The sequence below is a fragment of the Streptomyces racemochromogenes genome (assembly GCF_039535215.1).
GTDB classification, from domain to species: domain Bacteria; phylum Actinomycetota; class Actinomycetes; order Streptomycetales; family Streptomycetaceae; genus Streptomyces; species Streptomyces racemochromogenes.
In genome coordinates this window covers 7,154,195-7,179,661 of record NZ_BAAAWT010000001.1, presented here as the reverse complement: position 1 = coordinate 7,179,661, position 25,467 = coordinate 7,154,195, and the positions used below count along the sequence as shown (strand labels likewise).

At 73.8% G+C, this 25,467-nt stretch carries 25 protein-coding genes; 10 read left to right on the top strand and 15 right to left on the bottom strand.

The window, feature by feature from the left end; all coding sequences use genetic code 11:
* Nucleotides 1-31 precede the first annotated feature (31 nt).
* From ABD973_RS33315 to ABD973_RS33305, 3 genes are all read right to left on the bottom strand, one after another.
* Nucleotides 32-2,440 carry a SpoIIE family protein phosphatase gene (locus tag ABD973_RS33315; protein WP_345504002.1) on the bottom strand — a complete coding sequence of 803 codons (2,409 nt, stop codon included), beginning with the start codon at nucleotides 2,438-2,440 and terminating at the stop codon, nucleotides 32-34.
* The gene (locus ABD973_RS33310; RefSeq protein ID WP_345504000.1) at nucleotides 2,437-6,225 is read right to left on the bottom strand and encodes a HAMP domain-containing protein; all 3,789 of its coding nucleotides are present in this window, start codon (nucleotides 6,223-6,225) and stop codon (nucleotides 2,437-2,439) included. The genes ABD973_RS33315 and ABD973_RS33310 overlap by 4 nt, the downstream gene beginning before the upstream one ends.
* Before the next feature lie 68 nt (nucleotides 6,226-6,293).
* Nucleotides 6,294-6,638 (bottom strand): STAS domain-containing protein, encoded by a 345-nt coding sequence (locus ABD973_RS33305; RefSeq protein WP_125603450.1) that lies wholly within the window; start codon nucleotides 6,636-6,638, stop codon nucleotides 6,294-6,296.
* Nucleotides 6,639-6,824: 186 nt separating this feature from the next.
* Between ABD973_RS33305 and ABD973_RS33300 the strand changes: the two genes are divergently transcribed.
* The 4 genes from ABD973_RS33300 (at nucleotide 6,825) to ABD973_RS33285 (ending at nucleotide 9,882) form a co-directional block, all read left to right on the top strand.
* Entirely contained in the window at nucleotides 6,825-7,748 is a 924-nt protein-coding gene (locus ABD973_RS33300; protein WP_185899675.1) for a SigB/SigF/SigG family RNA polymerase sigma factor, read from the top strand.
* 5 nt (nucleotides 7,749-7,753) lie between these two features.
* Entirely contained in the window at nucleotides 7,754-8,749 is a 996-nt protein-coding gene (locus ABD973_RS33295; protein ID WP_345503997.1) for an anti-sigma factor RsbA family regulatory protein, read from the top strand.
* 157 nt (nucleotides 8,750-8,906) lie between these two features.
* Nucleotides 8,907-9,365 carry an ATP-binding protein gene (locus ABD973_RS33290; RefSeq protein ID WP_125819722.1) on the top strand — a complete coding sequence of 153 codons (459 nt, stop codon included), beginning with the start codon at nucleotides 8,907-8,909 and terminating at the stop codon, nucleotides 9,363-9,365.
* 94 nt (nucleotides 9,366-9,459) lie between these two features.
* Complete coding sequence (locus tag ABD973_RS33285; RefSeq protein WP_125819723.1) at nucleotides 9,460-9,882, top strand: hypothetical protein; 423 nt, start codon at nucleotides 9,460-9,462, stop codon at nucleotides 9,880-9,882.
* Here the strand turns inward: ABD973_RS33285 and ABD973_RS33280 are convergent.
* From ABD973_RS33280 to ABD973_RS33265, 4 genes are all read right to left on the bottom strand, one after another.
* Nucleotides 9,843-10,823: a helix-turn-helix domain-containing protein gene (locus ABD973_RS33280; RefSeq protein ID WP_345503993.1), complete on the bottom strand. Its 981-nt coding sequence runs from the start codon at nucleotides 10,821-10,823 to the stop codon at nucleotides 9,843-9,845. The two genes, ABD973_RS33285 and ABD973_RS33280, sit on opposite strands and share 40 nt — an antisense overlap.
* Nucleotides 10,824-11,103: 280 nt before the next feature.
* Nucleotides 11,104-11,226, bottom strand: a complete 123-nt coding sequence (locus ABD973_RS33275; RefSeq protein WP_260614085.1) for a hypothetical protein — start codon at nucleotides 11,224-11,226, stop codon at nucleotides 11,104-11,106.
* A gap of 71 nt (nucleotides 11,227-11,297) precedes the next feature.
* A complete protein-coding gene (locus ABD973_RS33270; protein ID WP_345503991.1) occupies nucleotides 11,298-12,476 on the bottom strand; it encodes an amidase family protein in 1,179 nt (392 codons plus the stop codon).
* Nucleotides 12,477-12,539: 63 nt separating this feature from the next.
* A complete protein-coding gene (locus ABD973_RS33265; protein WP_125819726.1) occupies nucleotides 12,540-13,388 on the bottom strand; it encodes a MurR/RpiR family transcriptional regulator in 849 nt (282 codons plus the stop codon).
* A 53-nt stretch (nucleotides 13,389-13,441) separates the two neighbouring features.
* Here ABD973_RS33265 and ABD973_RS33260 point away from each other — a divergent pair, with 53 nt between their 5' ends.
* Entirely contained in the window at nucleotides 13,442-14,320 is an 879-nt protein-coding gene (locus ABD973_RS33260; protein WP_125819727.1) for a DMT family transporter, read from the top strand.
* A gap of 34 nt (nucleotides 14,321-14,354) precedes the next feature.
* Here the strand turns inward: ABD973_RS33260 and ABD973_RS33255 are convergent, their stop codons facing one another.
* The 4 genes from ABD973_RS33255 to ABD973_RS33240 form a co-directional block, all read right to left on the bottom strand.
* The gene (locus tag ABD973_RS33255) at nucleotides 14,355-14,729 is read right to left on the bottom strand and encodes a VOC family protein (RefSeq protein WP_164720803.1); all 375 of its coding nucleotides are present in this window, start codon (nucleotides 14,727-14,729) and stop codon (nucleotides 14,355-14,357) included.
* Nucleotides 14,730-14,742: 13 nt separating this feature from the next.
* A complete protein-coding gene (locus ABD973_RS33250) occupies nucleotides 14,743-15,753 on the bottom strand; it encodes a DMT family transporter (protein ID WP_345503988.1) in 1,011 nt (336 codons plus the stop codon).
* Nucleotides 15,754-15,819: 66 nt separating this feature from the next.
* Nucleotides 15,820-16,560 carry an ArsR/SmtB family transcription factor gene (locus tag ABD973_RS33245; RefSeq protein ID WP_345503986.1) on the bottom strand — a complete coding sequence of 247 codons (741 nt, stop codon included), beginning with the start codon at nucleotides 16,558-16,560 and terminating at the stop codon, nucleotides 15,820-15,822.
* A gap of 82 nt (nucleotides 16,561-16,642) precedes the next feature.
* Nucleotides 16,643-17,074: an SRPBCC family protein gene (locus ABD973_RS33240; protein ID WP_125599551.1), complete on the bottom strand. Its 432-nt coding sequence runs from the start codon at nucleotides 17,072-17,074 to the stop codon at nucleotides 16,643-16,645.
* Between the two features lie 182 nt (nucleotides 17,075-17,256).
* Here ABD973_RS33240 and ABD973_RS33235 point away from each other — a divergent pair, with 182 nt between their 5' ends.
* The 3 genes from ABD973_RS33235 to ABD973_RS33225 all read left to right on the top strand — a co-directional run bounded on the left by ABD973_RS33235 (nucleotide 17,257) and on the right by ABD973_RS33225 (nucleotide 20,264).
* Nucleotides 17,257-18,069, top strand: a complete 813-nt coding sequence (locus ABD973_RS33235; RefSeq protein WP_345503984.1) for a M15 family metallopeptidase — start codon at nucleotides 17,257-17,259, stop codon at nucleotides 18,067-18,069.
* A gap of 148 nt (nucleotides 18,070-18,217) precedes the next feature.
* The gene (locus tag ABD973_RS33230) at nucleotides 18,218-19,069 is read left to right on the top strand and encodes a caspase family protein (RefSeq protein WP_345503982.1); all 852 of its coding nucleotides are present in this window, start codon (nucleotides 18,218-18,220) and stop codon (nucleotides 19,067-19,069) included.
* Nucleotides 19,070-19,166: 97 nt separating this feature from the next.
* On the top strand, nucleotides 19,167-20,264 hold the full coding sequence (locus tag ABD973_RS33225) for a CinY protein (protein ID WP_345503980.1): 1,098 nt from the start codon (nucleotides 19,167-19,169) through the stop codon (nucleotides 20,262-20,264).
* Nucleotides 20,265-20,325: 61 nt separating this feature from the next.
* Here the strand turns inward: ABD973_RS33225 and ABD973_RS33220 are convergent, their stop codons facing one another.
* Complete coding sequence (locus ABD973_RS33220) at nucleotides 20,326-20,988, bottom strand: deoxynucleoside kinase (RefSeq protein ID WP_345503978.1); 663 nt, start codon at nucleotides 20,986-20,988, stop codon at nucleotides 20,326-20,328.
* A gap of 359 nt (nucleotides 20,989-21,347) precedes the next feature.
* On the opposite strand from ABD973_RS33220, the gene ABD973_RS33215 reads away from it, so the two are divergent.
* Nucleotides 21,348-21,830 carry a DedA family protein gene (locus ABD973_RS33215; RefSeq protein ID WP_125819734.1) on the top strand — a complete coding sequence of 161 codons (483 nt, stop codon included), beginning with the start codon at nucleotides 21,348-21,350 and terminating at the stop codon, nucleotides 21,828-21,830.
* A 49-nt stretch (nucleotides 21,831-21,879) separates the two neighbouring features.
* Here the strand turns inward: ABD973_RS33215 and ABD973_RS33210 are convergent, their stop codons facing one another.
* Nucleotides 21,880-23,403, bottom strand: coding sequence for an FAD-dependent monooxygenase (locus tag ABD973_RS33210; RefSeq protein ID WP_345503974.1), 1,524 nt, complete (start codon nucleotides 23,401-23,403; stop codon nucleotides 21,880-21,882).
* An 87-nt stretch (nucleotides 23,404-23,490) separates the two neighbouring features.
* On the opposite strand from ABD973_RS33210, the gene ABD973_RS33205 reads away from it, so the two are divergent.
* The gene (locus ABD973_RS33205; protein WP_345503972.1) at nucleotides 23,491-24,126 is read left to right on the top strand and encodes a TetR/AcrR family transcriptional regulator; all 636 of its coding nucleotides are present in this window, start codon (nucleotides 23,491-23,493) and stop codon (nucleotides 24,124-24,126) included.
* Between the two features lie 4 nt (nucleotides 24,127-24,130).
* Here the strand turns inward: ABD973_RS33205 and ABD973_RS33200 are convergent, their stop codons facing one another.
* Together ABD973_RS33200 and ABD973_RS33195 are read right to left on the bottom strand one after the other, a co-directional pair.
* On the bottom strand, nucleotides 24,131-25,012 hold the full coding sequence (locus ABD973_RS33200) for an NAD(P)H-binding protein (RefSeq protein ID WP_345503971.1): 882 nt from the start codon (nucleotides 25,010-25,012) through the stop codon (nucleotides 24,131-24,133).
* Entirely contained in the window at nucleotides 25,009-25,446 is a 438-nt protein-coding gene (locus ABD973_RS33195; RefSeq protein WP_386382274.1) for a nuclear transport factor 2 family protein, read from the bottom strand. Before ABD973_RS33195 ends, ABD973_RS33200 begins: the two co-directional genes overlap by 4 nt.
* Nucleotides 25,447-25,467: the final 21 nt, after the last annotated feature.

Here is a 25,467-nt window from a genome sequence, read left to right as displayed (position 1 = left end):
GCCGACCCCGGCCGGCGGCGGCCGGCCGGGGTCAGTCGAGCTGTACGCCGATGAGGCACGTGTCGTCGTCGGTGTCGGACCAGCTCTGCGTCAGGAGTGCGTCGAGCCTGCTGTCGAGGTCCCCGGCTCCCGCCCCTGCGGTGCGCAGGAGGTCGGCCAGGGAGTCCTGCACGGAGGCGTCCCGGCGCTCGACCAGTCCGTCCGTGAACATCAGCAGGGTGTCCTGCGGTTCGAGGAGGATCTCCCCCTCGGCGTACGTGACGTCGGGCAGCGCGCCGAGGAGCAGGCCGTCGATGAGGGGGAAGGCCCGGGCCCCGTCCTTCCTGACGAGTACGGGCGGCAGGTGTCCGGCGCGTGCCCAGCGCATGACGCGGGTGCGGGGGTCGTAGAGGCCGCACACGGCGGTGGCGGTGACCTGCTTGGTCAGGTGGTGGGTGACGGTGTTCAGCCAGGACATCAGCTGGGCGGGGCCGGCGCCGGTGACGGCGAGGCCGCGCAGGGCGTTGCGCAGGACGACCATTCCGGTGGCGGCTTCGATGCCGTGTCCGGCGACGTCGCCGACGGAGAGCAGGATGAGGCCCGAGGGCAGCACCAGCGTGTCGTACCAGTCGCCGCCGACGAGGGACTCCGTCTCCGCGGGCCGGTAGCGGACGGCGACGCGCAGTCCGGGTGCCTCGATGTGGTGGTGCGGGGGCATGATGGCGTGCTGGAGCTGGAGGGCGAGCCGGTTGCGTTCGGCTGATTCGGCCTCGGTGAGGGCGAGTTGGTCCCGGGTCGCGGCGAGGGCCACCTCGGTCCAGTGCTGGGCGGAGATGTCCTGGTACGCGCCGCGCACGGCGTGCAGCCGTTGTGCCGAGTCGAGTACGGGCTCGGCAACGACGCGGATGTGGCGCAGGATGCCGTCGGAGCGTCGCAGGCGCAGGTTGACGGAGGCGGGGCGCCGGTAGCGCAGCACGGCCCGCAGGAAGCGGCCCAGGGCCGCGGAGTCGTCCGGGTGGGCGTGGTCGGGCAGGTCGCGCAGCGGTACGGGGGGCGCGGTGGGCGGGAGTCCGTGGAGGGCGTAGAGCTCGGAGTTCCAGGTGATCTCGCCGGTGGTGAGGTCCTCCTCGAAGCCGCCGATGCGGCCCAGCCGCTGGGCGTGCTGGAGCAGGTTGGCCAGCCGGGCGGTCTCGTCCTCGATCCGCCAGATGAGCAGGACGGCGGCGCCGTGCCGGCTCACGCTGATGTCGGCGACCGAGGTGAGCGGGATCTGGCCGACCAGGGCGGTGAGGCTGACGCGTTGGGCCCGGAAGGGTTCGCCCGTGGCGTGGACCCGTTCGATGGTGTCGAAGAGGCCGCTGTCGCCGCCGGCCATCGGGTAGGCCTCCAGCAGCAGGGCTCCGTTGACGTCCGCGCGCGGACGTCCGGCGGGGTCGGCGAACCGGCTGTTCGCGTGGCGGATGCGGAAGTCGGCCAGCCGGCCCTCGGCGTCCAGGACGGGGGTCAGGATGACGGTGGGGTCGTGCAGTCCCTCGGCGAGGTCGATGAGTTCCGACACGTCGGGCAGGAGTCCCTCCGGCGCCCCCGCGTCGGGCGGCGGCGCCGTGTCGAGGGTGTGGGCGCACAGCTCGGCCAGTGCTTCCACCTGGCGCTTGATCTGCGGGGGCTGCGGCGGCAGGGGCTGCGGCCAGCAGACCTCGAGTACGCCGTGCACGCGTCCGCCGGTCCCGGCGGGTACGGCCATGCGGCCGCCCGCGGGCCATTGGAGGTGTCCGATCGAGGGGATCCCCTCCTGCCCGAGGTCGGCGATGGTCACCGCGGTGCGTTCGCGCAGGGCGAGGCGGGGGACGGTGACGACGCCGGGGGGCACGTGCCGCCAGCGGGAGGCTTCCTCCGCGGGGAATCCGGCGTGGGCGGCGAGGGCCAGGGAGCCGTCGGGGGCGGCGGCCCACACCGCGACGGCGACGGCGCCGAGCGGGGTCAGGGCGTTGGCGAGCAGGGATTCGGCCACGGCCTGGGTGTCCGCGGCGGCGGCGAGGATCCCGCTCTCGGCGGTGCGCAGGCGTACCGAGAGCGTCGAGGGCCGCACGGTCGGCGCGGTGGCGGCCGCGGTGCGTTCGACGAACTCGGCGGTGACTTCGCTGACGTGGTCGCGGGCGGCCTGGTTGACGATGTCGGCGGCGAGTTCGAGGGGGGAGAGCCCGGCGTCGCGGCACAGATCGTCGAGCTGGCGGGCCGCGGCGGCCGGGGTGCAGTTCAGCCGCCCCATGAGGATGCCCTTGGCCAGTTCGACCAGGGCCCGGCCGTCGGCCGCCGCGTGGGCCTCCCGTACCTCGCGGCGCAGCCGCTCGACCGTGGCGACGAGCCGTCCGAGCGGGGTCGGCGCCTGCTTGGGGAGGCTGGGCGGCGGTGCTTCGCCGGCCGGTGCGCCGGGGGCGGGGGCGGTGTGGGGGCGGGTCACCGGGCGGCCCGCCCCTCGTCGCCGCGACGGGACGGGGTGAGCCAGTGGCGGACGCGGGCGATGAGGTCGTCCGCGTCGACGGGCTTGGTGACGTAGTCGCTGGCGCCGGCGGCCAGGCTCTTCTCCCGGTCGCCGGGCATCGCCTTGGCGGTGACGGCGATGATGGGCAGGCCGGCGTGGGCGGGCATGCGGCGGATCTCCTCGGTCGCGGCGTAGCCGTCCAGCTCGGGCATCATCACGTCCATCAGGATGAGGTCGATGCCGGAGTTGCGGGTGAGCGTCTCGATGCCCTTGCGGCCGTTCTCGGCGTGGAGCACGTGCATGCCGTGGAGTTCGAGGATGCCGCTGAGGGCGAAGAGGTTGCGGGCGTCGTCGTCGACGACGAGGACGGTGCGTCCTGCCAGCTCCCCGTCGGGGGCGGCGGTGTTCCCCTCGTCTGCCGCCGGCGCCTTCGCGCCGGGCCGCGGCTCACCGGGCCGTTCGGCGGACAGGTGCAGGACGATGCGTTCGCGGAGTTCGTCGAGGCTGCCGATCAGTTCGACGCGGTGGGACCCGCTCCGCTCGGGCAGGGCGTCTTCCCGGCCGTTCCTCAGGCGGGGGTTGCTGTGCGCGAGGACCGGCAGCGCGCTGAGCGCGGGGTCCCCGTCGAGGGCGTCGAGGAACCGCAGGGCCTCGCCGCCGGGCATGTCGAGTTCGAGGACGACGCAGTGGAACGGCTCGGAGGCCAGGGCGGCGGCGGCTTCGCGCGAGCTGGTGGCGCCGACGACCTGGACACCGCCGTACTCGCCGTCGGGGGCGGGCGAGGGGACGAGTTCGCGTTCGGCGCTGGCCGCGACGAGGGAGAGCAGACCGCCCTGGCGTTCCTCGATGACGAGGAGGCGGCGGGCCTGGCGCTGCCGGCCGGCCGGCGCCCCGCGGTCGCCCTCGTGCCGCGGGCCGGGCAGACCGTACGCGGCGGGGGTGGCGGCGGGCGCGGGGGCGGTGGTCTGGGGGGCGGGTCCGTCCTCGAACTCGGCGTGGCTGACCGGGAGGTAGAGGGTGAAGGTGCTGCCCTGGCCGGGGGTGCTCTCCGCGGCCACGGCACCGCCGAGCAGTTGGGCGATCTCACGGGTGATGGAGAGGCCGAGCCCGGTGCCGCCGTACTTGCGGCTGGTGGTCCCGTCGGCCTGCTGGAAGGCGCCGAACACCGATTCCAGCTGCTGTTCGGGGATGCCGATGCCGGTGTCGCGGACGCGGAAGGCCATCACGCTCCCGCGGCGGAGCAGCCGGGCGGGGACTTCGGCGTCGGTGGCCCGTTCGATGCGCAGCTCGACACCGCCGCGCTCGGTGAACTTGACGGCGTTGGACAGCAGGTTGCGCAGGATCTGGCGCAGCCGGGAGTCGTCGGTCAGCAGGTCGGCGGGGGCGTCGGGGGCGGTGGTGACGGTGAAGTCGAGGCTCTTCTGGGTGGTCATGGGCCGGAAGGTGGCCTCGACGTAGTCCAGCAGCTGTTGCAGGTGGACGCGCTCGGGGTGGATGTCCATCTTGCCGGCCTCGACCTTGGAGAGGTCGAGGATGTCGTTGATCAGCTGGAGGAGGTCGGATCCGGCCGAGTGGATGATGCCGGCGTACTCGACCTGCTTCGAGGTGAGGTTGCGGGTCGGGTTCTGGGCCAGCAGCTGCGCGAGGATCAGCAGGCTGTTGAGCGGGGTGCGCAGTTCGTGGCTCATGTTCGCCAGGAACTCCGACTTGTACTTGGAGGCCAGCGACAGCTGCTGCGCGCGGTCCTCCAGTTCCTGCCGGGCGTGCTCGATCTGCAGGTTCTTCGCCTCGATGTCGCGGTTCTGGCTGGCCAGCAGGGCGGCCTTCTCCTCCAGTTCCGCGTTGGAGCGCTGCAGCTCCTCCTGCTGGTCCTGGAGTTCGGCGGAGCGTGCCTGGAGTTCGGCGGTCAGGCGCTGCGACTCGCCGAGGAGTTCGTCGGTACGGGCGTTGGCGACGATGGTGTTGACGTTGACGCCGATGGTCTCCAGCAGCTGGCTGAGGAAGTCGCGGTGGACGGGGGTGAAGGAGGAGAACGAGGCCAGCTCGATCACGCCGAGGACCTGGTCGTCCACCACGATCGGCAGGATCGTCAGGCTTCCGGGCGTGGTGTGGCCGAGCCCGGAGGAGATGACGTAGCCGGCGGGGACCTGGTCGGTGGTGATGGTGCGGTGGCTTCGTGCCGCCTGCCCGACGAGGGACTCGCCGAGGGCGAAGCGTACGCCGACCCCGTCGGCGGCGGAGCGGCCGTAGGAGCCGACGAGCGTCAGCACCGTGCCCTCGGGGGTGTCCTCCGCCAGGTAGAAGGCCCCGTACTGGGCGGCGACCAGGGGGGTCAGCTCGTCCATGACGAGTTCGGCGACGACGGCGAGGTCGCGGTGGCCCTGCATCAGGCCGGAGATGCGGGCGAGGTTGGACTTGAGCCAGTCCTGCTCCTGGTTGGCGCGCGTGGTCTCGCGCAGGGAGCCGACCATGGAGTTGATGTTGTCCTTGAGGTCGCCGACCTCGCCGGGGGCTTCCACGGTGATGGAGCGGGTGAGGTCGCCCTCGGCGACGGCGCTGGTGACGGCGGCGATGGCGCGGACCTGCCGGGTGAGGTTGCCGGCGAGTTCGTTGACGTTCTCGGTGAGGCTCTTCCAGGTGCCCGCCACGTTGGGCACGCGCGCCTGGCCGCCGAGGCGGCCCTCGGTACCGACCTCGCGGGCCACGCGCGTCACCTCGTCGGCGAACGCGGACAGCGTGTCCACCATCGTGTTGATGACTCCGGCGAGGACGGCGACCTCGCCCTTCGCCTCCACGGTGATCTTCTGCGACAGGTCGCCGCGGGCGACGGCGGTGGCGACCTGGGCGATGGAGCGGACCTGGCCCGTCAGGTTGGACGCCATCACGTTGACGTTGTCGGTGAGGTCCTTCCAGGTCCCCGACACCCCGCGTACGGTGGCCTGGCCGCCGAGGTTGCCCTCGGTGCCGACCTCGCGGGCCACGCGCGTCACCTCGTCGGCGAACGCGGAGAGCTGGTCGACCATCGTGTTGATGGTCGTCTTCAGCTCCAGGATCTCGCCGCGGGCGGTGACGGTGATCTTCTGGGAGAGGTCTCCCTGGGCGACGGCGGTGGCGACCTGGGCGATGGAGCGCACCTGCGCGGTGAGGTTCCCGGCCATGAAGTTGACCGAATCGGTGAGGTCGCGCCAGGTTCCGGAGACGTCCTTGACGTCGGCCTGGCCGCCGAGCAGTCCTTCGGTGCCGACTTCGCGGGCCACGCGGGTGACCTCGCCGGCGAAGGAGGACAGCTGGTCGACCATCGTGTTGATGGTGTTCTTCAGCTCCAGGATCTCGCCCCGGGCGTCCACGGTGATCTTCTGGGAGAGGTCTCCCTGCGCGACCGCGGTGGTCACCTGAGCGATGTTGCGCACCTGGTCAGTGAGGTTTCCGGCCATGAAATTGACCGAATCCGTGAGGTCCAGCCAGGCTCCGCCGACGCCGGGGACGTCCGCCTGGCCGCCCAGCGTGCCCTCCGTGCCCACCTCGCGCGCCACCCGCGTCACCTCGGAGGTGAACAGCGACAGCTGGTTGACCATCCCGTTGAACACGGTGGCGATCTCCCCGAGGAGACCTTCCGCCGCGTCGGGCAGCCGCGTACGGAAATCCCCGTCGCGTACGGCCGTCAGCCCCTCCAGCAGCAGGCGCAGCTCCGACTCGGTGATGCCGCCCTCGCCGGCTTCCACCGGCGCTCCGCCCGGTGCAACCACCCCGGTCCGCTCAGCCATCGCCAACCCCATTTCCGCCGTACCTGACGGGTGAAGGCTAACCCTCCCTCCGGGGCCCCCCGGGCACGTCACCGGCCGAGGGCGTCCTCGACGCTGGGGTGCAGCGACAGGACCGCGTCCGCTCCGGTGAGGGTGAACAGGCGTTGCAGCTGCTCACCCGGGGCGGCGACGCGGAGCACCGTCAGGCGGTGCAGCCGCAGCAGCAGGTTGAGGAAGGAGGAGTCGCCGAATGTGACCGAACTCGCGTCCAGTACGACCACCCCGTGCCGGTCCGCGGCGGCCGTCAGGGCTTCCTCCAGCGCGGGCAGGGTGTCCTGGTCCAGCTCGCCGCGCGCCGCGACGACCCAGCCGGGCCCCGCCCGGTAGCTGTCCCCGACCACGCCGTCGCCCACCGCGTCCCCTGCTCCGGTCATGTCCGCCTCCCCGGATCTCACCTGTACGGGTTCCGGAATGGAGTATGCACGGTGGATCACCCGGAGACGACGTCCCCCCGCTGAGTGGTCCGGCCGGGCGGTCTCCGCGTTCCGGTACGCGTAGGACGCCGATCACGGGGCATGAGCGCGGCGGCAGCCATCGACAACAGGGAGGGACCCGCCACCATGCCTCGTCCGGCAGCAGTCGTAAGCCCTGAACGTGCGACGCACCACACGGTGCCGAGTCCCGCCCGGCCCGTGGGAGGGGAACCGCCCTCCGCGTCACCGCTGCCCCGGGTGGAGCACGCCCGGGAGGTCGCCCCCGCGGACGCCCGGGAACTGTCGCGGCTGTTCTTCGCGAGGCTGCGCTCCCTGGAGGAGGGCACGCGGGAGTACCAGTACGCCCGCAACACGCTGATCGAGATGAACCTCTCGCTGGTGCACTTCGCCGCACGCCGGTTCCGCGCCCGGGTCTCCGGGGGCGGGCTCGACATGGACGACGTCATCCAGGTCGGCACCATAGGCCTGATCAAGGCCATCGACCGCTTCGACCTCGACCGCGAGGTCGAGTTCTCGACGCTGGCGCTCCCCTACATCACCGGTGAGATCAAGCGGCACTTCCGCGACACCACGTGGGCCGTGCACGTCCCGCGCCGCCTCCAGGAGCTGCGTTCCGAACTCGCCAAGGCGCAGGAGTCCCTCACGGAGACCCTGCGCCGGGCCCCCACCGTCAAGGAGGTCGCCCAGCACCTCGGCCTGTCCGAGGAGGTGGTGATAGACGGCCTGGTCGCCGCGAACGGCTACACCAGCGGCTCGCTGGACACCGCCGACGACGCCGAGGAGGCCCGGGGCACCGGCCGTCCGGCCCGCGCGCTGGCCGAGAAGATCGGCGAGAGCGATCCCGCCATGGAGCTGTTCGAGGACTTCCACACCCTCGCCCCGCTGCTGCGGGAGCTGCAGCCGCGGGAACGGCTGATCCTGAGCATGCGGTTCGGGCAGGAGATGACGCAGGCCGAGATCGGGGCGGAGCTCCACATCTCGCAGATGCAGGTGTCCCGGCTGCTCTCGCGCACCCTGGCCCGCCTGCGCGCGGGAATGCTCACCTCCTAGGAGTCGTGGTGCTTCCCGGACGTACGTGCCCCGCCGGAGGCCTCGGCACGACGACAGTTCCCGCGGCCGACGGCCCGGCGGGCTTGGTCCATACCGCGCTCCTCTGCCGGAGTCCCGAGGAATACCTGACCGGGGTGGGAGGCTTCGTGCGGGCCGCGCTCGCCGCGGACGAGCCGGTCCTGGTCGCGGTGCCCGGGCCCCGGCTCGGGCCGCTGCGGGACGTCCTCGGCAGCGGCGGGGCGGGCGTCGGGTTCGTGGACATGGCCCGCCTGGGCCGCAATCCCGGCCGGATCCTCGCCGCGCTGCGGGAGTTCGCCGAACGGCACGAGGGCCGGCCCGCCCGGATCGTCGCCGAGCCGGTCTGGCCGGGCCGTACGCCGGCCGAGGTGCGGGAGGCCACGCGCCACGAGGCCCTCCTCAACACGGCCTTCGCGGGACGCGAGGCCACGGTCCTGTGCCCGTACGAGGTGACCGCCCTCTCCCCCGCCGTGCTCGCCGACGCCCGCCGCACGCACCCCACGCTGATCGAGGGCGGACGCGTACGGCCGAGCCCGGGCTACACGGACCCCTCGGTGGTCGGCGGCGACTGCGACACCCCGCTGCCCGAGCCCGGCCCGGGAGCGGTCGGTCTCGCCTACGCGGGCGGGGACCTCGCCCGCGTACGCGAGTTCGCGGGGGCGTGGGCCGGCGCTGCCTCCCTCGGGGCGGGACGCCGGGGCGACCTGCTGCTCGCCATCGGCGAGGCCACGGCCAACTCCCTGGCGCACGGCGGCGGCCGCGGCACGCTGCGGCTGTGGCGCGCCCCGGGAGGCGGGGGCGTGGTGGCCGAGATCCGCGACGGCGGTCGGCTGGCCGATCCGCTCGCGGGCCGCCGCCGCCCCGCGCTCTCCTCCACCGACGGCGGACGGGGCCTGTGGATGATCCACGAGCTGTGCGACCTCGTCGAGGTCCGCTCCTCGCCCCGCGGCGTCACCCTGAGACTGCACATGGCCGACGTCTGACAGCCCGGCCGCCGTACACTGTCCCGGCACTCGACGTCCCCGGCCGGCCCGGGGCATGCCTTCCATCGGCACACCGGCGGAGCCGGCCGGGGCCAGCCGGGACCCGAGCGGGTCGCCACGAGAAGAGAGCCGTGTCAGCGGCGGGGGTGAGACCACAGTGAAGAGCAGCGGACCTCAGACCGGCCGTCCACCGCGGCCCGGGGCGGCGCGGCAGCGCCGGCTCCTGGCGCTGGCGGGCGTCCGGGGCCAGGTCGCGAAGGGCCGCGACTTCGCGCGGCAGGCGCTGCGGGACTGGGAGTGGGACGGGACCGAGACGTCCGAGGACACCCTGCTCGTCGTCTCCGAGCTGGTGACCAACGCCGGTCTGCACGCGGACGGCTGCCTCCAGTTGGTCCTCACCGGCGGTGACGTCCTGCGCATCGAGGTGTTCGACGGTTCCACGGCGCTGCCGCACCGTCAGTCCTCGCCCCGGCGGGGTGCGCCGGGCGGCCACGGGCTCACCATCATCGACCGCCTCTGCGACCGCTGGGGCGCCGAGGCCCACGACGGGGGCAAGGTGGTGTGGGCCGAGATCGAGGCCGCCCGGCTGGTCTCCGGCCGGCCTGCGGGGGGCTGAGCCCGCCGCGGGGCGTTTCGTTTCGCGGACGGGCCGCCCGGATCCGTTCGCTCAGCGGCTTTCGCCCGGCGCCCGGGGCGGCTGGAGTGGGGGCATGCCTTCCACTCCTCCCCCAGCGACCCCCGAGCCTGCCGAGGAAGGGGACGGGGACGACGACTGCGAGCGCGTCCGCCGGGTCCTGGCGCTGGCCGGCTTCGGCACGTCCTCACGGGCGGGGGACGGACTGCGCGTGTGGCCGGCTCCGGAGGGGGTCATGGTGGGGTGGGTCGCCCGGGAGGTGCTGCGGCCGACCGTCCGGGTCCACGCCCACGAGGACGATCTGTCGCGGTTCACCTCGCTGACGGGCCTGCACAAGGCGCTGCGGACGGCGCTGGCCGTGATCCTGCGCGACGCGGGGCTCGACGTGGCCGCCCACGGGGAACACCTGCTCGCCGTCCGGCCCCCGGGGCCGCCCCGGGCCGGTGGGGAGCCGCCGGGTCAGGAGCCCGCGAGGGTCCGGCCCGGCGGGCCGCCGTAGGCGGCGCGGTAGGCGGCGGAGAAACGTCCCTGGTGGTGGAAGCCCCAGCGGTTCGCGATGGCCGTGACCGTGTCCCGGGCGGGGTCCGCGGCGACGAGGTCGGCGTGGGCCAGTGCGAGGCGTACGCGGCGCAGGTACGCCGTCGGGGTGGTGCCGAGGTGGCGGCGGAAGGCGTACTGGAGGGCCCGCGGGGTCACCGAGGCGGCGGCGGCGATCTCGGCGAGGCCCATCGGCGCGTCCGGCTGCGACTCGATGAAGGCGACGGCCCGGCGGACGGTCTCCGGCGTCGCGTCCCGCGTGTCGGCGAGGATGGGATCGGGGCGGGCGTTGGTGGCGAAGGCGGCCACGACGGTCGCGGCCAGCATCCTCGCGGCGGCGTCGGCCAGCAGCGGCTCGCCGCCCGCCGGCAGGCGGGTGAGGCTCTCCTCGACGTAGTCGACCGTCCTCTTCCACTGGTCGGCCATCGCCTCGGAGACGGGCGTGAAGCGGGTGAAGCGCAGCGGGCGGTCGGGGCGGTCGGCCGGCCGGCCGGCGACTTCCCCGACCAGGGCGAGCGGGACCGTCACGGCCCGGAGTTCGGCCGAGTACACCCGTCCCGCGTAGGGGAGGTGGGGCTGTGAGATCGCGAGGACGTCGCCCGGCCCGGCCTGCGCGGTGTCGTCGGCGCACTCCCTGGCCATCCGGCCGCCGACCACGTGGGTGATGGCCACGGCGCCGAGGGGGCCGGTGGCGTAGGCGTACTCGGCCGGCAGCGAGATGGTGCTCAGTGATGCCGGGCCGACGTCGTCGCGCGTGTACGTGAAGGGGCTCGCGGGCGCGGGCGCCTTCATGCGCAGGCTCGTCCCGTACGCCGACCTGAGCCAGTCGCGTGCCACGTCCACGTCGGAGGTCCGGAAGGTGTGCCCGGTCCGTGGTCCGGCCGCGTGCTGCTGTCGTCGCATGGTGGAGGCGTCCTCTTCCGCGGGGGCGCGGCGGGGAGGAGCTGCGCGGGTTCAGCGTACGTGGGCGGGGGGCCGCGCGGGGCGCGTTCGTGAGCCGCGGACCGGACGGCCCGGGGTGCGGGGGTGACGCCGGTGCCTGCCCCGCGCCCGGGTCACCTGCGGTTGGCGTCCGCCGGACGGGCCGGCCGGTCCCAGCACGCGTTCCTCGTAGCGGCCGAGCCCGAGGACGGCGCACATCAGCAGGGGCGGTACGAGGAGCGCCAGGAACAGCATGGGAGGGCTACCTGTGCCGGGCCAGGGTGGCCACCAGGACGACCAGGGCGAAGGCCATCACCAGCAGGTGAAGCCAGACGGGTCCGGATCCGGCGGCCTGGGCGAGTGTCGCGCTCGTATTCGGTGTCATGTGGCGCGCTTGCCCCCGCTCGGGCGGCTGACACGGCCGGGCCCGAACCCGTCGCCGGTTCCGGCGGGGTGTCAGCGGGGCGGTTCGCGGCGGGCGGGGAGGCTGCCGTCCGTGGTGCGGCCGGCCCTGACCGCCACGTCGAGGAGCAGGGTGTCGGCGCCGTGACGGGCGACCAGTTGGAGCCCGACGGGTTCGCCCGCCGGGGTGGTTCCGGCGGGCAGCGTGAGCGCCGGATGGCCGGAGATGTTGAACGCCCAGGTGAGGGCCACGCTCATGCGGGTTCCGGGGCCGTCGTGGCCGTGCGGGGGGTGGGGGGTGGTGGGCGTGGCGATGAGATCGAACTCGTCGAAGACCGCCCGCAGGTGCTCGTCGTTCGCCGCGACCAGGCGTTCGGTGTCCGGGCCCGGTGCGCCGGCGCGCAGGGCGGTCCACGCGGGGGCGGGGTCGTGGAGCGCGACCGGGTGGCCGACGACGCCGAGGGGGGCGGTGCGGGAGAGCCGGCGCAGGGCGCGGCGGGCGGTGTCGGCGACGTCCGGGTCGGTCGCGGCGAACCCCAGGGTGGGGGTCCAGGCCACCCGCGGTGTACGCGGAAGCGGGGGTGTGGCGGTGGGGCCGGCGACGGCGCGGAGGTAGGCGGCGGCGTCGTGCGGGGTGCGGGCCAGCACGCCGGGGGTGTTCAGCGCGGAGCGGTCCCGGGAGGGCAGGAGCCCGTTGGTCGGCTTGAGGCCGATGACGCCGCACCAGGCGGCGGGGATGCGGACCGATCCGGCCCCGTCGGAGCCGGTGGCGAGCGGTACGAGGCCCGCGGCGACGGCGGCGGCGGAACCGGCTGACGATCCGCCCGGGGACCAGGCGGGGCCGAGGGGGTTGAGGGTGGGTCCGCGGTCGGTGGAACCGTAGGTCTGCCAGCGGGTGCCGGCGCGGGGGACGGAGGTCGCCCCGATCGGGACGCACCCGGCGGCGGCCAGCCGCCGGTTCTGGAACGAGTCCGGGCCTTCGCTCGCCTTGACCCCGATCGGTACGCCGGCCAGCGGCGGGCGGGCTCCGCGGGCCACCGCCGCGTCGACCTCGGCCGCCGCGGCGCGGGCGGCGTCCGCCCACAGGGCGGTGAAGGCGCGCAGGGCGCCGTCGCGTTCGGCGGTGAGCGCCAGGGCGGTGTCGACGACCTCGCGGGCGGTCACCCGGCCGCCGTTGACCAGCTCGGCGATCTCCACGGCGGACAGCGAGGCGTACGGGCGTTCTCCGAGCATGCGGTTCCCTCCGTGGGCGGGCGGTGCCGGGCGTACGGGCCCGGCGTCGGTACGAGTCCGGCGTCAGTACGAGTGGTCGACCGTGACGTCGGCCGACAGGCGCAGCGCGGCTCGGGCCGGGTCCCCGCGCAGCTCCAGCAGGGTGAGGGCGAGGGCGTCGATCACGGTGAGGTGGGCCAGGCGGCTGGCGACGGTTTCGAGGCCGAACACCAGGTCCTGGCCGCCCGCGACCAGGGTGCGGTCGGCGGTCTCGCCGAGCGGCGAGCGGGCGTAGCTGGTGAGGGCGACGACCCGGGCCCCCGCCTGTCGTGCCCGCCGGGCGGCGTCCACCGTGCTGCGCGTGGCGCCCGTGTGGCTGACGGCCAGGCAGACTCCGGCGGCGGTCAGCTGTGAGGCGGCCAGTTGCGCGGTCAGCGGGTCGGCGGGGGCGTCGACCGCGCAGCCCAGTGCGCGCAGCCGGTAGGCGGTGTCCAGGGCGACCGCGCCGGACAGTCCCGCCCCGACGACGAGGATCCGGGGGGCCGCGTCGACCAGTTCGGCCGCCGCCCGCAACGCGTGCGGGGTCACCGTCGCCGCGACCGCGTCCAGGGCCTCCCGGCCGGCGCGGATGGTGTCGGCCAGGGCCCGCGCCGCGGGGTCGCGGTCCCGGGAGGGTTCCGGGGCGGGTGCCTGCCGGGCGGCGGCGATCTTGAGCTCCTGGTAGCCGCGGAAGCCCAGCCGCTGGCAGGCCCGTACGACGGAGGACGGGGCGGTGCCGGCCAGCGCCGCGACGTCGCTGACGCTGAGCCGCACCAGGTCGGGACCCTGCTCGAGGACGACCCGCGCCACCCGTGCCTCGGTGTCGCGCAGCTCGGACAGGTGGGCCCGGATGTGGGCGGCGAGCCCGCCCGAGGCGGCGGAAGCGGATTCCATGGGTTTACGCTAGCAGGGAATGCCATTCCACAGTCCGTCGTGGGGAGCGCCCCGTGCCCGTCAGCCTGCCGTCCGTGACCGGCGCCGCCGCCGTGCCCGCCGTCGTCCTCGCCTCGGCGGTGCTGCACGCCGTCTGGAACGGCCTCACCCACGGCCTGCGGGACAAACTCGCCGGCTTCACCCTGATCAGCCTCGCCTCCGCGGGCTGCGGAGCGGTCCTCGTCTGCCTCGCGCCGCTGCCCGCGCCGGCCGCCTGGCCGTACATCGCCGCCTCGGCCGCGCTGCAGGCCACGTACCAGCTCCTGCTGCTGCGCGCCTACCAGCTCGGGGACTTCGGCCAGATGTACCCCACCGCGCGGGGCACCTCTCCCGTGGTGGTGGCCGTGGTGTCCACGGCCCTCCTCGGCCACACCCTGGCCACCGGGCAGGCCCTCGGCATCGCCGTGATCGCCTGCGGACTGGCAGGCCTGGCCCTGGCCGACGGGATCCCCGGCCGCGCGCAGCTGCCGGCGCTGGCCGCGGCGGTCGGCACCGGGGTGATGATCGCCTCGTACACCCTGGTCGACGGCAGTGGCGTGCGGGTCTCCGGCAGCGTCCTCGGGTACATCGCCTGGCTGTTCCTGTGCCAGGGGCTGGTCCTGCCGCTGATCGCCGGGGTCCGGCGGGGCCGTGCCCTGTTCACCGCACTGCGCCCGTTGTGGGGCCGGGGCCTGGCGGGCGGCCTGCTCTCGCTCCTGGCGTACGGGCTCGTCGTGTGGGCGCAGTCCCGGGGTGACCTCTCCACCATCGCCGCGCTGCGGGAGACGAGCATCGTGTTCGGGGCCCTGATCGGCGCGGTCGTCTTCCGCGAACGCCTCGGCCGTCGCCGGATCGCCGCCAGCGCCACCGTCCTGGTGGGGATCGCGGTACTCCAGCTGGCGGGGGGCTCCTGAGCGGGCCCGCCGCCGGGGGCCGGGGGCGGCGGGCTCAGTGGAGGCAGAGGCAGAAGGGGTGGCCGGCCGGGTCCGCGTAGACGCGCCAGTTGGCGTCGGGGCGGAGCTGGTCGGTCCGCTCCAGTACGGTCGCCCCCAGGGCCAGCGCCCGCTCCTCCTCGCCTTCGAGGTCGTCCACGTCGAAGTCCAGGTGGAGCTGCTGCGGGTGTCGCCGGCCGGGCCACTGGGGCGGCTGGTGGCCGTCCACCCGCTGGCAGGCCAGCGGGGTCCCCTCGAAGCCGTGCACCTCGACCCAGTCGGGGTCCTCGGGATCCGCGACGACGCGGCCGCCGAGCAGGGCGGCGTAGAACTCCGCCAGCCGTACCGGATCGGCACAGTCCAGTGCGACCGCCTGCAGCTTCCGGATCACTTCCGACTCCCTTTCAGCCCTGCCGCTTCCGCGACGCCTGCGTACCGGAGGGGTCGTACCCGGCGCCGGGGCGGGCATGCCCGCCGGTGCGCGGGTCCTCGTCCGCCGGGGCGGCCGCGGTCCGCGGCCGGTAGCGGGAGACGGCCACTCCGGCCAGGCACAGCAGGCCGCCGAGGAGGGTGAGCCAGGCCGGCACCTCGCCGAGGAGGATCCAGCTCAGCAGGACGACGATGGCCGGCACCGCGTAGGTGGTCGCGCCGAGCTTCCCGGCCGGCATCCGCGCGAGGGCGAACGTCCAGGTGGTGAAGGCGAGGGCGGTCGGGACCACACCCAGGTAGAGCATGTTCAAGGTCGCGGAGATCGGGGCCTTGGGGACCTCGGCCGCCAGTTGTCCGGCGAACGGCAGGCAGGCCACGGTTCCGGTGAGGCAGCTGTACGTGGTGATCTGCAGCGGCGTCCCGTACGAGAGGGCGGGCTTCTGCGCGACGACGCCCGTCGCGTACGCCACCGCCGCGAGCAGGCACAGCACCACCCCGAGCACCGAGGTCGTGCCGTCGCCGCCGGACGACATCGACAGGCCGACAACCACGGCTCCGACGAAGGAGACCGCCATGCCGGCCATGAGCCGGGGCGGCAGGGCCTCGCCGAGCAGGCGCGCGGCCAGGAGCGCCATCAGGATCGGCCCGGTGTTCACGAGGAGGGACGCCGTGCCGGCGTCGACGAGGCGCTCGCCCCAGTTCAGCGCGACCGTGTAGCCCGCGAACCAGACGAGGCCGGACACCAGGATGCCGCGCCGGGCGCCGCGCGGGGGCAGGCCCTCGCGGCGCAGGAGGAGGAGCGCCACCAGCACCAGCGAGGCGGCGAGGAGCCTGCCCAGGGCGAGCGCCCCCGGCGAGTAGGCGGCTCCCGCGCTGCGGATGGAGACGAAGGCGGACGCCCAGGCGAACACCGTGAAACAGACGGCGCCGAGGGTGGGGAGGTGGGGCGACAGGACGCGCGAGCGGGCAGGCGGCTGGGTCTTCATGTCCCCGACCCTACACCCAATACTTCGGTGAGTGCCGAAGTATTTTTCGCTGCGGCCTCCGGGCGCCTAACTCCACGCCTCCGGGGTGAGGCCCAGCAGCCCGCCGAGGGCCTCCTCCCCCGCCGGCGTCACCAGCAGCCCCCGGCCGCCGCCCTCGGGGCGGACCACCCAGGCCTCCTCCAGGGCCCGCGCGCACAGTCGGGCGCCGACCAGTCCGCCGAGGTGGCGGCGGCGCTCGGTCCAGTCCAGGCAGGAGCTGACCAGCGGCCTGCGCCCCGCGGCCGCCACGTCGACGCCCACCTCCCGGCACCAGTCCAGGCCCGCCCCGGTCAGCGCGAACACCGCGTCGGTGCGCAACAGCCCCCGGTGTTCCATCGCGTCCGTGACCGCCATGCCGAGGCGGCCCGCGAAGTGGTCGTAGCAGGTGCGGGCCCGGGCCAGCGGGTCGGGGGCGGCGACCACCGGGACGGTGTGCGCCGCGTCCCGGCCCGGGACGGCGTAGGAGGCCAGCGCGTCCACCAGGCGGGCCGTGGCGGCGTCGGCGATGCGGACGTAGCTGTGCCGCCCCTGGCGCTCCGTCACGCAGATCCCCGCTTCGAGGAGCCGGTTCAGGTGGCCGCTGACGGTGGACGGGGCGACCCCGGTGGTCCGGGCCAGCTCGCCCGCGGTCCAGGCCCGCCCCTCCAGCAGCGTCATGCAGATGGCGGCCCGGGTCTCGTCGGCCAGGGCGGCGGCGAGGCCGGCCAGCCGTGCGGCGGGCGCCGGCGAGTCCACCGGACCGGGGGCGGGTGCGTCGTCGTGATTCATGGGTCTAGGGTGCCCCATCGCTTCGGCTTATGGCGAATGATTGGTGCCGGGGCCGGGGTCCGTCGGCGAAGGGGCGCCGGGTTCAGGCCGCGAGGTGGGCGGCGATGAGTTCCGCCCAGGAGTCGACGAAGGCCGGGAAGCCGGCGGCGAACTCGTCGAGCGCCCCGGCCGCGGCCGGGGTGAGCGGCGTCATGTCGTAGGTGACCCGCACGGCACTGCCGCTCTCCGTGGCGGCGAGGTCGACGGTGACCGTCCCGGCCCGCACGCCCGGGGTGATCCGCGCGTAGGAGACCGAGTGCGGGAAGTCGCGGGCGGCCACCAGCCAGGTCGTCTCCTCCTCGTCCGACGAGGTGAGCCAGACGGTTCCCGGCTCGGTGTCGTCCGGCGTCTCGACCGGGAAGACCGGCTCCCAGCCCGGCACCCAGTCCCGCTCGCCCCGGGCGGTGAAGAGCCGGAAGGCCGCTTCGGGCGGCAGCGGGACGGTCAGTGCGGCGCTCAGGACGCGGCGGTTCATTTCTCCTCCAGGGGCGGGCGGGCCGAAGGCGGTCAGCCCCGGCCCCTGGACGGTATCCGCCATTCCGGGGCGCTGCGCTGGACAGAACGGGGAGCCGGGGCATACCTGGCCCGGGAGCGGGCCAGTACACGGGGGGACCGGACCATCCGCAGCGGAACCCGCTCAGGTTGCAGGGAGACTCGATGACCATGTCGACGGTGGCGCGCATCGCGGTGACGGTGGGTGTGACGACGCTACTCACCGCGGCCTCGACCCTCAGTGCCGCCGCCCGGACGCCGGAGCCCAGGGCTCCCGGGGAGTTCGTGGCGCTGAGCGCCGTCGACCCCACGATCCTCCAGGAGATGCGGTACGTGTCGGCCCACAACTTCATCGGCGAGCGGATCGACGGGTACCGGCAGCCGGTCTGCATCCTGACCCGGCCGGCGGCCCAGGCCCTGCACCGGGCCCAGAGGCGCCTGGTACGCCAGGGGTACTCGCTCAAGGTGTACGACTGCTACCGGCCCCAGCGCGCCGTCGACCACTTCGTACGGTGGGCCAAGGACCTGTCCGACGAGCGGCGGAAGGCCGAGTTCTATCCGCGGGTCGACAAGTCGCGCCTGTTCGAGGACGGCTACATCGCCAAGAAGTCCGGGCACAGCCGGGGCAGCACCATGGACCTGACGATCGTCCCCCTCCCGGCGGTTCCCGCGCCCCCGCCGGTGCCGGGGCAGGATTCCGTCCCCTGCTACGCGCCGCGAGCGGAGCGGTACCCGGACAACTCCGTGGACATGGGCACCGGCTTCGACTGCTTCGACACGCTGTCGCACACCGACGACCCCCGCGTCCAGGGGGAGCAGCGCGCGCACCGCCGGCTGCTGAAGACGGCGCTGGCGGCGGAGGGCTTCGTCAACCTGCCCGAGGAGTGGTGGCACTTCACGCACAAGCCCGAGCTGTTTCCGGACACCTACTTCGACTTCCCCGTGGCGCGCCGGTCGGTGGCCGGGCACCGCCCCTGAGGAACGGTGCCCGCGTCAGCCGGGCGGGGGGCGGGGTCGCCCCTTCGTGTGGCACCCGCGCGTCACCGTGGTAACGGTCCGTCACTTTCCGTAACGTCGAGCGGGGCTCGGGTTTCGCCCCCACGGACTCGACGACCAAGGAACGGCCATGCCCAAAGGACTGTCCATCCACATCGGCATCAACGAGATCGACGAGTCCCGCTACGGGACCAAGGGCGAGCTGAAGAACCCCGAGAACGACGCCCTGACCATGCGGGACCTCGCCCGGGCCAACGGGTTCGACACCCTCGCGACGCTGCTCACCAAGGACGCCACCAGCGAAAAGGTCGCCTCCGCCCTGAAGGCGGCCGCCGCCCGGCTCACCGCCGGCGACCTCCTGCTGCTCACCTATGCCGGGCACGGATCCCAGGTCCCGGACAAGAACGGCGACGAACCCGACCGCCGCGACGAGACGTGGGTGCTCTACGACCGGCAGTTCATCGACGACGAGCTGTACGCCGCCTTCGCCTCCTTCGCCGAGGACGTACGCGTCCTCCTGCTCTCCGACAGCTGCCACAGCGGTACCGTCTCGCGCGACGTCTCGCACTTCCTCGACGACGCGGAGCTGGTGCGCGCCTTCGACACCAGTGAGCCGTCCGAGGTCCGCGCCCGCATCCGCGCCCTGCCGCAGGACGCCCAGTTCCGCAACTACCAGCGGGACCAGGAGCTGTACGACGAGATCCAGCGCTCCGTGCCCGCCCTGGACCTGCAGGACATCCGGGCCGATGTCCTGCTGATCTCCGGCTGCCAGGACAACCAGACCTCCAGCGACGGCGTGGGGCCCAACGGCCTGTTCACCGAGGTCCTGCTCAAGACGTGGAAGAACGGGGCGTTCCGGGGGAGCTACTCGACCCTCCACCGCCAGGTCGTCGAGAGCATGCCCTTCTACCAGACGCCCAACATGCTGCAGACGGGCAAGCGCAGCCAGGAGTTCGCCTCCCAGGCGCCGTTCTCCATCTGACCCTGCTCCGGCCCCCGCAACTACCCAGTGGTAGTCATGTCTTGACCGACCCGTGCGCCCGAGAGGGGTGCACGGGTCTCGACGAGGGGGACCCATCATGACGATGACGTACCGTCGGAGCAGGCCAGTGCTCTCGACGCTCTCCGCCGGGATCGCGGCCACCGCGCTCCTCCTGGGGCTCGCCGGGCCGGCCGGCGCCGCTCCGCTTCCGGACACGGGGAAGGGCGGCCCGGCCGCCAAGGCGGTCAAGCCCGTCCGCGAGGTACCGCCGATCCAGAACTTCGGCACCATCGACGGCTTCGGGCAGAACTCCGAGCACGAACGGATCACCCGCGCGGCCCTCGCCTGCGCACCCGGCACCGCTCCCGGCGCGGCCGGTGCGTGCTTCCAGCCGGCCTCGATCCGCCAGCTGGCGGGGGCGAACGCAACGATGGGGGCCATCGGTGCGCCGGACATGGACCAGGCGCTCACCGAGGCCGCGCACTGCGACGGCGCCGACTACCTGAACGCGGCCGGCTACCCGCGGACCAGGGCGCAGGCCACCTCGGTGCTGCTGTCCTGCATCGCGCACCTCAAGGGTGAGTTCGACCGGGGGGTGGAGAAGGCGGACGTGCTCGTGAACGCCGCGGGCGCCGTCAGCGTCCCTGACACCGACCTCTCCTCCGACTGCACCTTCGTGCTGGGCGTGCCCGGCCGCGGCAAGTGCAACGCCGTCGAGGGCTTCGGCCGGGCGCTGCACGGAACCGAGGACTTCTACTCGCACAGCAACTGGGCGGACCAGGCGGACGCCAGGTCGGCCATCGGCATCGCCAACCCGCCGGGCCTGGCCCGTACCGGTCCTGCGCCCTTCCTCCGGCTGGCCGCCGCGGCGCCCTCGGCCTCCGACATCCCCGGGGACCTCACGACGGGCTGCTTCAGCCTCAACCCGTGGGGCTGTGGCAAGCGGATCACCCACGGCGTCCTGAACAAGGACAACGGGACCATCGACCCGGTCACGGGGAGGGCCACCTCCCCCACGACGGCGCGGGGGCAGGTCGCCGGAAACTTCAACGCCGCCGTCCAGGCGGCCATCGCGGACACCCGCGCCCAGTGGGACGGCTTCCGCGGCTCGCTCATCGCCCGCTACGGGACGGTGCGCGGACAGCGCATGGCGTGCGCGATGACGCATGACGATCCGGCCCGCGACTGCCGCTGACGATCGCGTCGCGGAAGGGGCACGGTCCCCTTCCGCGACGGCCGGGCGGACCGGCCCCTTGTCAGCCCCTGGCCCGGGCCGCGGCCACGGCTTCCCTGACCGTCCGCGCCACGCGGGCCGCGTCGTCGGGGTTGTTCACCACGTCCGTGCGGCTCATGTCGACCACGAGCACCTCGCTGGCCGAGTAGTGCTTGTACACCCAGTCGTCGTAGCCGGACCACAGCGTGCGGTAGTACTCGACGAGGCTTTCGTCCTGCTCGAAGTCGCGGCCCCGCAGCCCGATCCGGTGGAGCACCGTCTCGAAGTCCGCCTTGAGGTAGACCATGAGGTCGGGTGCCTTGCGGTAGGGCAGGCCGTCGATCTCGCGCATCATCTCGTCGAGCAGCCCCTCGTACACCCGCATCTCGAGGGAGCTGATCCGGCCCAGGTCGTGGTTGACCTTGGCGAAGTACCAGTCCTCGTAGATGGACCGGTCGAGGACGTTGTCGCCCTGCTTGTAGGCCGCCTTGATGGCGGCGAACCGCGTCTGCAGGAAGTAGAGCTGGAGGAGGAAGGGGTAGCGCTTGGCCTGGATCTCCTCCGGGCTCGCCGTGTAGAAGAGCGGCAGGATCGGGTTGTCCTCGACGCTCTCGTAGAAGACCTCGCTGCCCAGCTCCTTGGCGATCAGTTCGGCCACACTCGTCTTGCCGATTCCGATCATGCCTCCGACGCAGATCACCGACATACCTCACTTCTCCCTGGGGGTCTTCTTGTTCGCGGGTGGGAGGAGCGGCCGTCACCCGATGCCCCCAGACCTTCATGATCAGCGCCACAGGGCTGTGAGCCCGGGCCGAGAACACGACGCGGGCCGTCCACTCGGCCGGTCGAACGGACCGCCTCGTGGTTGCCGCGTACGACGAGCCACCGCCCCGCGGCCGCCTTGAAGCATAAATGACGTTTCACGCCGCGCCGGACGCTGCGCCACCCGGCCGTCCGACCGCCCCTATGCGCCGCCCCGGCATCCGGTTAGGCTTGCCTTGCCTGACGCGCCGGCGTGCAGGTGGCAACCGGTGGAACGGAACGGCAGGGGCAGGGTGCAGGTGGGTGGATAAGGTCATCGTCACGGCCGGGGCCCTGTACGCCATCGTCCTGCTGCGTGCCGGAGGGACGTTCGCCCTGGGGTGGCTCACCGGCGCCGGTGCCCGCCGCAGCAGGTTCGCCGGGCGGATCTCCTCGGCGAAGTTCCGGCGCGCCGAACTGGCGATCCAGCGGTGGGGCGCGCCCGTGGTGGCCGTCTCCTTCCTGACCGTCGGCTTCCAGACCGCGGCCAACTTCCTCGCGGGCAGCATGCGCATGCCGCTGCCGCGCTACCTCGTCGCCCTGTTCGTGGGCGGAGCGGCCTGGGCGCTGCTCTACGCGACCGCGGGGCTCGGCGTCCTCGAAGTGCTGGGGAGGCTCTTCGCCGAGCGGACGGCCCTCGGGGTCGGCGCCGTCGCCCTCCTCGTGGCCGCGGGGTGCGCGGTGGTGGTGTACCGCCGGAGGCGGGCGGCCCTGTCCCCCGGTGACGCCGCGGCCGGGGAGTCGTGAGCGCGTCCTCGCGAGGCAGGGCCGGCGTATACGCGGAACCGTAGGACGCTCACCCGGACGTCCCCTCCCCCGGGCGGGCGGCCGGGCCGAACCAGCGGGTGAGCGTCTCGGCGAGGCCCGCGCCGCCGGCCCAGCAGACGTATCCGTCCGGGCGGACGAGCACGGCCTCGGCGTCGGGCGTGCCGGATATCGCCCGGGCCCGCACCTGCGTGATCCGGTCCTTCCAGGGGGCCGCGGCGGTGAGCGGGGCGTCGGCGAGGTCGAGGAGGACGCCCCGTCCGGTCCGTGTCAGATCGCTGAACCGGACCGGCTCGCCGTCGCCGAGGTCCAGGTCGGCGTCGGGCATCCGCAGGCCCAGGAGCGGATGGGGAGCGGCGTCGGGGGACGGGAGGAGGAGGTCGAGCCCGGCCATCACCCCGGCCATGTACCGGTTGGCCTCGGGCAGGCGGAGCAGGTCGGTGAGGACGTCGCGCAGCTCGGGCAGCCCGGCGTCACGCTGCGGCCCCATGACCACCCCCTGGGCCCGGGTGAGGGCGAGCACCCGGGCGGCGACGGGGTGCCGCTCGGCCTGATAGGTGTCCAGCAGTTCCTCGCCCACCTCGCCGCGCAGGACGGCGCCGAGCTTCCAGCCGAGGTTGAACGCGTCCTGGACGCCCAGGTTGAGCCCCTGGCCCCCGGCCGGGGAGTGGATGTGGGCGGAGTCCCCGGCGAAGAGGACGCGGCCGTGCCGGTAGTCCTCCAGCTGCCGGCTGGCGTTGCTGAACCGGGAGGCGTAGCGGATCTCGGCCACGTCGACCCTCCCGCCGTGGGTGGCCTGGAGGACTTCGCGCACCTCCTCCGGCGTGACGGGGGCGTCGCGTTCGGCCGACATGGTCCGCGGGCCGCTGAGGATGAGCTTGTGGAGCCCGTTCGCCAGGGGCGTGATCATGGCGAAGTGACCCTGGGGCGAGGTGTGGATCCGTGAGCTGATGTGCCCGGCGGTGCTGTCGTCGACGTCACCGGTGAGCACGAGATCGGCGGTGGCCATGCGGGCGGTGGCCGCCTCGCCGGGGAACGCGGCTCCGATGATCTTGCGCACGCTGCTGTGCGCGCCGTCGCAGGCGACGAGGTAGCGGCCCCGCAGCGTCCGGTCGCCGTCCGGCGCGGTCACGGTGACGGTGACGCCGTCGGCGTCCTGATGGAGGGCGGTGAGCCGGTGTTCCCTCAGCACCTGGCCGCCCAGCTGGACGAGGCGGTCTTCGAGCACCGCCTCCAGCTGGTCCTGCGGGAGCAGGACGGGGTGGGGATAGCGCGTGTCCCACGCCGCGTAGTCCAGCGGGACGGGCAGGCCCGCGAAGTGGCCGCCGACCAGCCGGTAGTCGATCGACCGGTCGAGGGTGTCGTCCAGCAGGCCGCGCAGGGCGAGCATCTCGGCCGTCCTGGGCTGGATCGCCCCGGCCCGGGACTGGAGGTTGCGTCCGGTCAGCCGGTCCAGCACGACCGCCGGGACGCCGACGAGTGCGAGTTCGGTGGCGAGCGTGAGCCCGGCGCCGCCGGCCCCCACGACGATGACGCCGGTGACCTGCGCGTTCATGGAGCCTCCTCGGAAGATTCCTTCACTTGGTCGATAACTATACCAGGTGCAAGTTTCCCCTCGGTACCCCTTTGTTATCGTGGGCGCATGGCTGAGGAACTGGGACTCCGGGAACGCAAGAAGCAGCGCACCCGGCAGACGATCTTCGAAGAGGCGTTGCGGCTGTTCCTGAGCCGCGGCTTCGACGAGGTCTCGATCGCGGAGATCGCCGAGGCGGCCGAGGTCTCCAAGCGCACGCTGTTCGCCTACTTCCCGACCAAGGAGGACCTGGTCCTGCACGTGTTCGCGGACCACGCGGACGAATCGGCCCGCGTGGTCCGCGCCCGCCCCGCCGGGACGAGCCCGCTGGCCGCCCTGCACGCGCACGAGCTGGACGCCCTGGCCCGGCGGGACCCGAACACCGGGCTCACCTCCGACCCCGACGCCGTGGCCTTCGCCCGGCTGCTCAGCACGACGGCGAGCCTGAGCGAGCGGCTGCTGCGGTACGCGGGGCACAGCATCGCGGCCCTCGCCGAGGCCCTGGAGGAGGCCGGCGCGGACGAGCTCACGGCCCGGCTCGCCGCGGTGCAGATCGTCACCGTCCTGCGCACCCTCGCCGCCCGCAACAGCGAACAGGTGCAGGCGGGCCGCCCGGCCGACGAGGTATACCCCGAGGCCGTGGCCGCCGCCGACCGGGCCTTCCGGCTCCTGGGCACGGGGCTGGCCGACGCCCTCCCCCGCTGAGCCCCTACCGGGCGTCCGCCCCCGCACCCCGTGCCCGCTCCCGTTCCACGACGGCGCGGAAGCCCGTCGCGGGGCGGCCCGTGAAGCGCGGGACGGAGTCGGTGACGCGGTCCTCGGCGCCCGCCGCGACGGCCCGGTCCATGTCGGCGAGCATCGTCGCGAACTCGGCGGGCATCAGCCCGGCGAGCGTCTCCCGCATCTCCGCGTGGGACAGGGACCGGTGGATCACGGGGGCTCCGGTGACCTCCGTGAGGATCGCGGCGACGTCGTCGTAGCCGAGGGCTTCGGGTCCCGTGAGGACGAGGTCGGTGTCGGGGGCGCGCACGGCGGTCAGGGCGCGGGCCGCCACGGCCGCGATGTCGTCGGCGTCGACGAAGCCGACCCGGCCGGTCCCGGTGGCGGTGCGGATGACGCCCTCGGTGCGGATGCTCCGCGCGTGGAGATGGCCGCCGGTGAAGTTCTGCATGAACCAGGACGGCCGCAGCACCGCCCACTCGTCGAAGATCCCCGGCAGCGCCGCGTGCACCCGGCCGACCGCCGGGCCGCCCTCCGCCACGGAGGAGGCGCTCAGCAGCACCGCGCGCCGGACGCCGGCGGCCCGGGCCCGGCGCAGGAAGGGCAGGACGACGGCGGCCGGGTCGGGATCGCCCACGGGCGGGACCACGTAGACCCGGTCCGTCCCGGCGAGGGCGGCGCCGTGGGTGGCGGGCTCGTACCAGTCGAAGGCGACGGCCTCGGCGCCCGGCACCGGGGTGGCCTTGCGGCCGGCCGCCCTGACGGTGTGGCCGGCGGCGGCCAGCCGCGCGCAGGTTCGGCTCCCGGTGGTACCGGTGGCGCCGATGACGAGGGTGGTGCCGATCGCGGGTGCGGCGTCCGTGGTGGTCATCGGGCGCTCCCGGCGGAGTCGGCGCAGGCGTCGAGGACGGCGAGGGGGTTCCAGTAGTCGCGGTAGGAGGTGAACCTGCCGTCCTCGACGGTGACGACGGCTATGTACGTCATGTCGAAGGGGCGGCCGTCCTCCACCCACCTCCCGACGCCCCGCATCTCGGCCACGACGGTCCGCGGATCGGTGGTGCCGTGGATCCGCAGATCGGCTTCGGGGAAGTCGTGCAGGTCGATCCGCTCGGGATAGGGGCGCATGTACCCGGCGATCGCCTCCCGGCCGTCCAGCCGTCGGGGCAGGCCCGGGGGTGCGAACGGGAACTCCATCACTCCCCCTTCGGCCCACAGGCCGACCCAGCCGTCGATGTCCTTGTCGAGCAGGAGCCTGAGGCCGTGGCGGTACAGGGCGGCCGGTGCGTGCGGTGGGGCCAGGGGCATGGGTATCCTCCAGTCAGAAAA

Excerpts from the sequence above, each read along its gene's own strand:
- ABD973_RS33240 (WP_125599551.1), bottom strand. The coding sequence starts at position 17,074 with ATGAACCGCCGCGTCCTGAGCGCCGCACTGACCGTCCCGCTGCCGCCC.
- ABD973_RS33280 (WP_345503993.1), bottom strand. The coding sequence starts at position 10,823 with ATGCGACGACAGCAGCACGCGGCCGGACCACGGACCGGGCACACCTTC.
- ABD973_RS33250 (WP_345503988.1), bottom strand. The coding sequence starts at position 15,753 with ATGAAGACCCAGCCGCCTGCCCGCTCGCGCGTCCTGTCGCCCCACCTC.
- ABD973_RS33285 (WP_125819723.1), top strand. The coding sequence starts at position 9,460 with ATGCCTTCCACTCCTCCCCCAGCGACCCCCGAGCCTGCCGAGGAAGGG.
- ABD973_RS33300 (WP_185899675.1), top strand. The coding sequence starts at position 6,825 with ATGCCTCGTCCGGCAGCAGTCGTAAGCCCTGAACGTGCGACGCACCAC.
- ABD973_RS33310 (WP_345504000.1), bottom strand. The coding sequence starts at position 6,225 with ATGGCTGAGCGGACCGGGGTGGTTGCACCGGGCGGAGCGCCGGTGGAA.
- ABD973_RS33210 (WP_345503974.1), bottom strand. The coding sequence starts at position 23,403 with ATGAACGCGCAGGTCACCGGCGTCATCGTCGTGGGGGCCGGCGGCGCC.
- ABD973_RS33275 (WP_260614085.1), bottom strand. The coding sequence starts at position 11,226 with ATGACACCGAATACGAGCGCGACACTCGCCCAGGCCGCCGGATCCGGA.
- ABD973_RS33235 (WP_345503984.1), top strand. The coding sequence starts at position 17,257 with ATGACCATGTCGACGGTGGCGCGCATCGCGGTGACGGTGGGTGTGACG.
- ABD973_RS33205 (WP_345503972.1), top strand. The coding sequence starts at position 23,491 with ATGGCTGAGGAACTGGGACTCCGGGAACGCAAGAAGCAGCGCACCCGG.
- ABD973_RS33200 (WP_345503971.1), bottom strand. The coding sequence starts at position 25,012 with ATGACCACCACGGACGCCGCACCCGCGATCGGCACCACCCTCGTCATC.
- ABD973_RS33230 (WP_345503982.1), top strand. The coding sequence starts at position 18,218 with ATGCCCAAAGGACTGTCCATCCACATCGGCATCAACGAGATCGACGAG.
- ABD973_RS33245 (WP_345503986.1), bottom strand. The coding sequence starts at position 16,560 with ATGAATCACGACGACGCACCCGCCCCCGGTCCGGTGGACTCGCCGGCG.
- ABD973_RS33225 (WP_345503980.1), top strand. The coding sequence starts at position 19,167 with ATGACGATGACGTACCGTCGGAGCAGGCCAGTGCTCTCGACGCTCTCC.
- ABD973_RS33270 (WP_345503991.1), bottom strand. The coding sequence starts at position 12,476 with ATGCTCGGAGAACGCCCGTACGCCTCGCTGTCCGCCGTGGAGATCGCC.
- ABD973_RS33265 (WP_125819726.1), bottom strand. The coding sequence starts at position 13,388 with ATGGAATCCGCTTCCGCCGCCTCGGGCGGGCTCGCCGCCCACATCCGG.
- ABD973_RS33195 (WP_386382274.1), bottom strand. The coding sequence starts at position 25,446 with ATGCCCCTGGCCCCACCGCACGCACCGGCCGCCCTGTACCGCCACGGC.
- ABD973_RS33220 (WP_345503978.1), bottom strand. The coding sequence starts at position 20,988 with ATGTCGGTGATCTGCGTCGGAGGCATGATCGGAATCGGCAAGACGAGT.
- ABD973_RS33305 (WP_125603450.1), bottom strand. The coding sequence starts at position 6,638 with ATGACCGGAGCAGGGGACGCGGTGGGCGACGGCGTGGTCGGGGACAGC.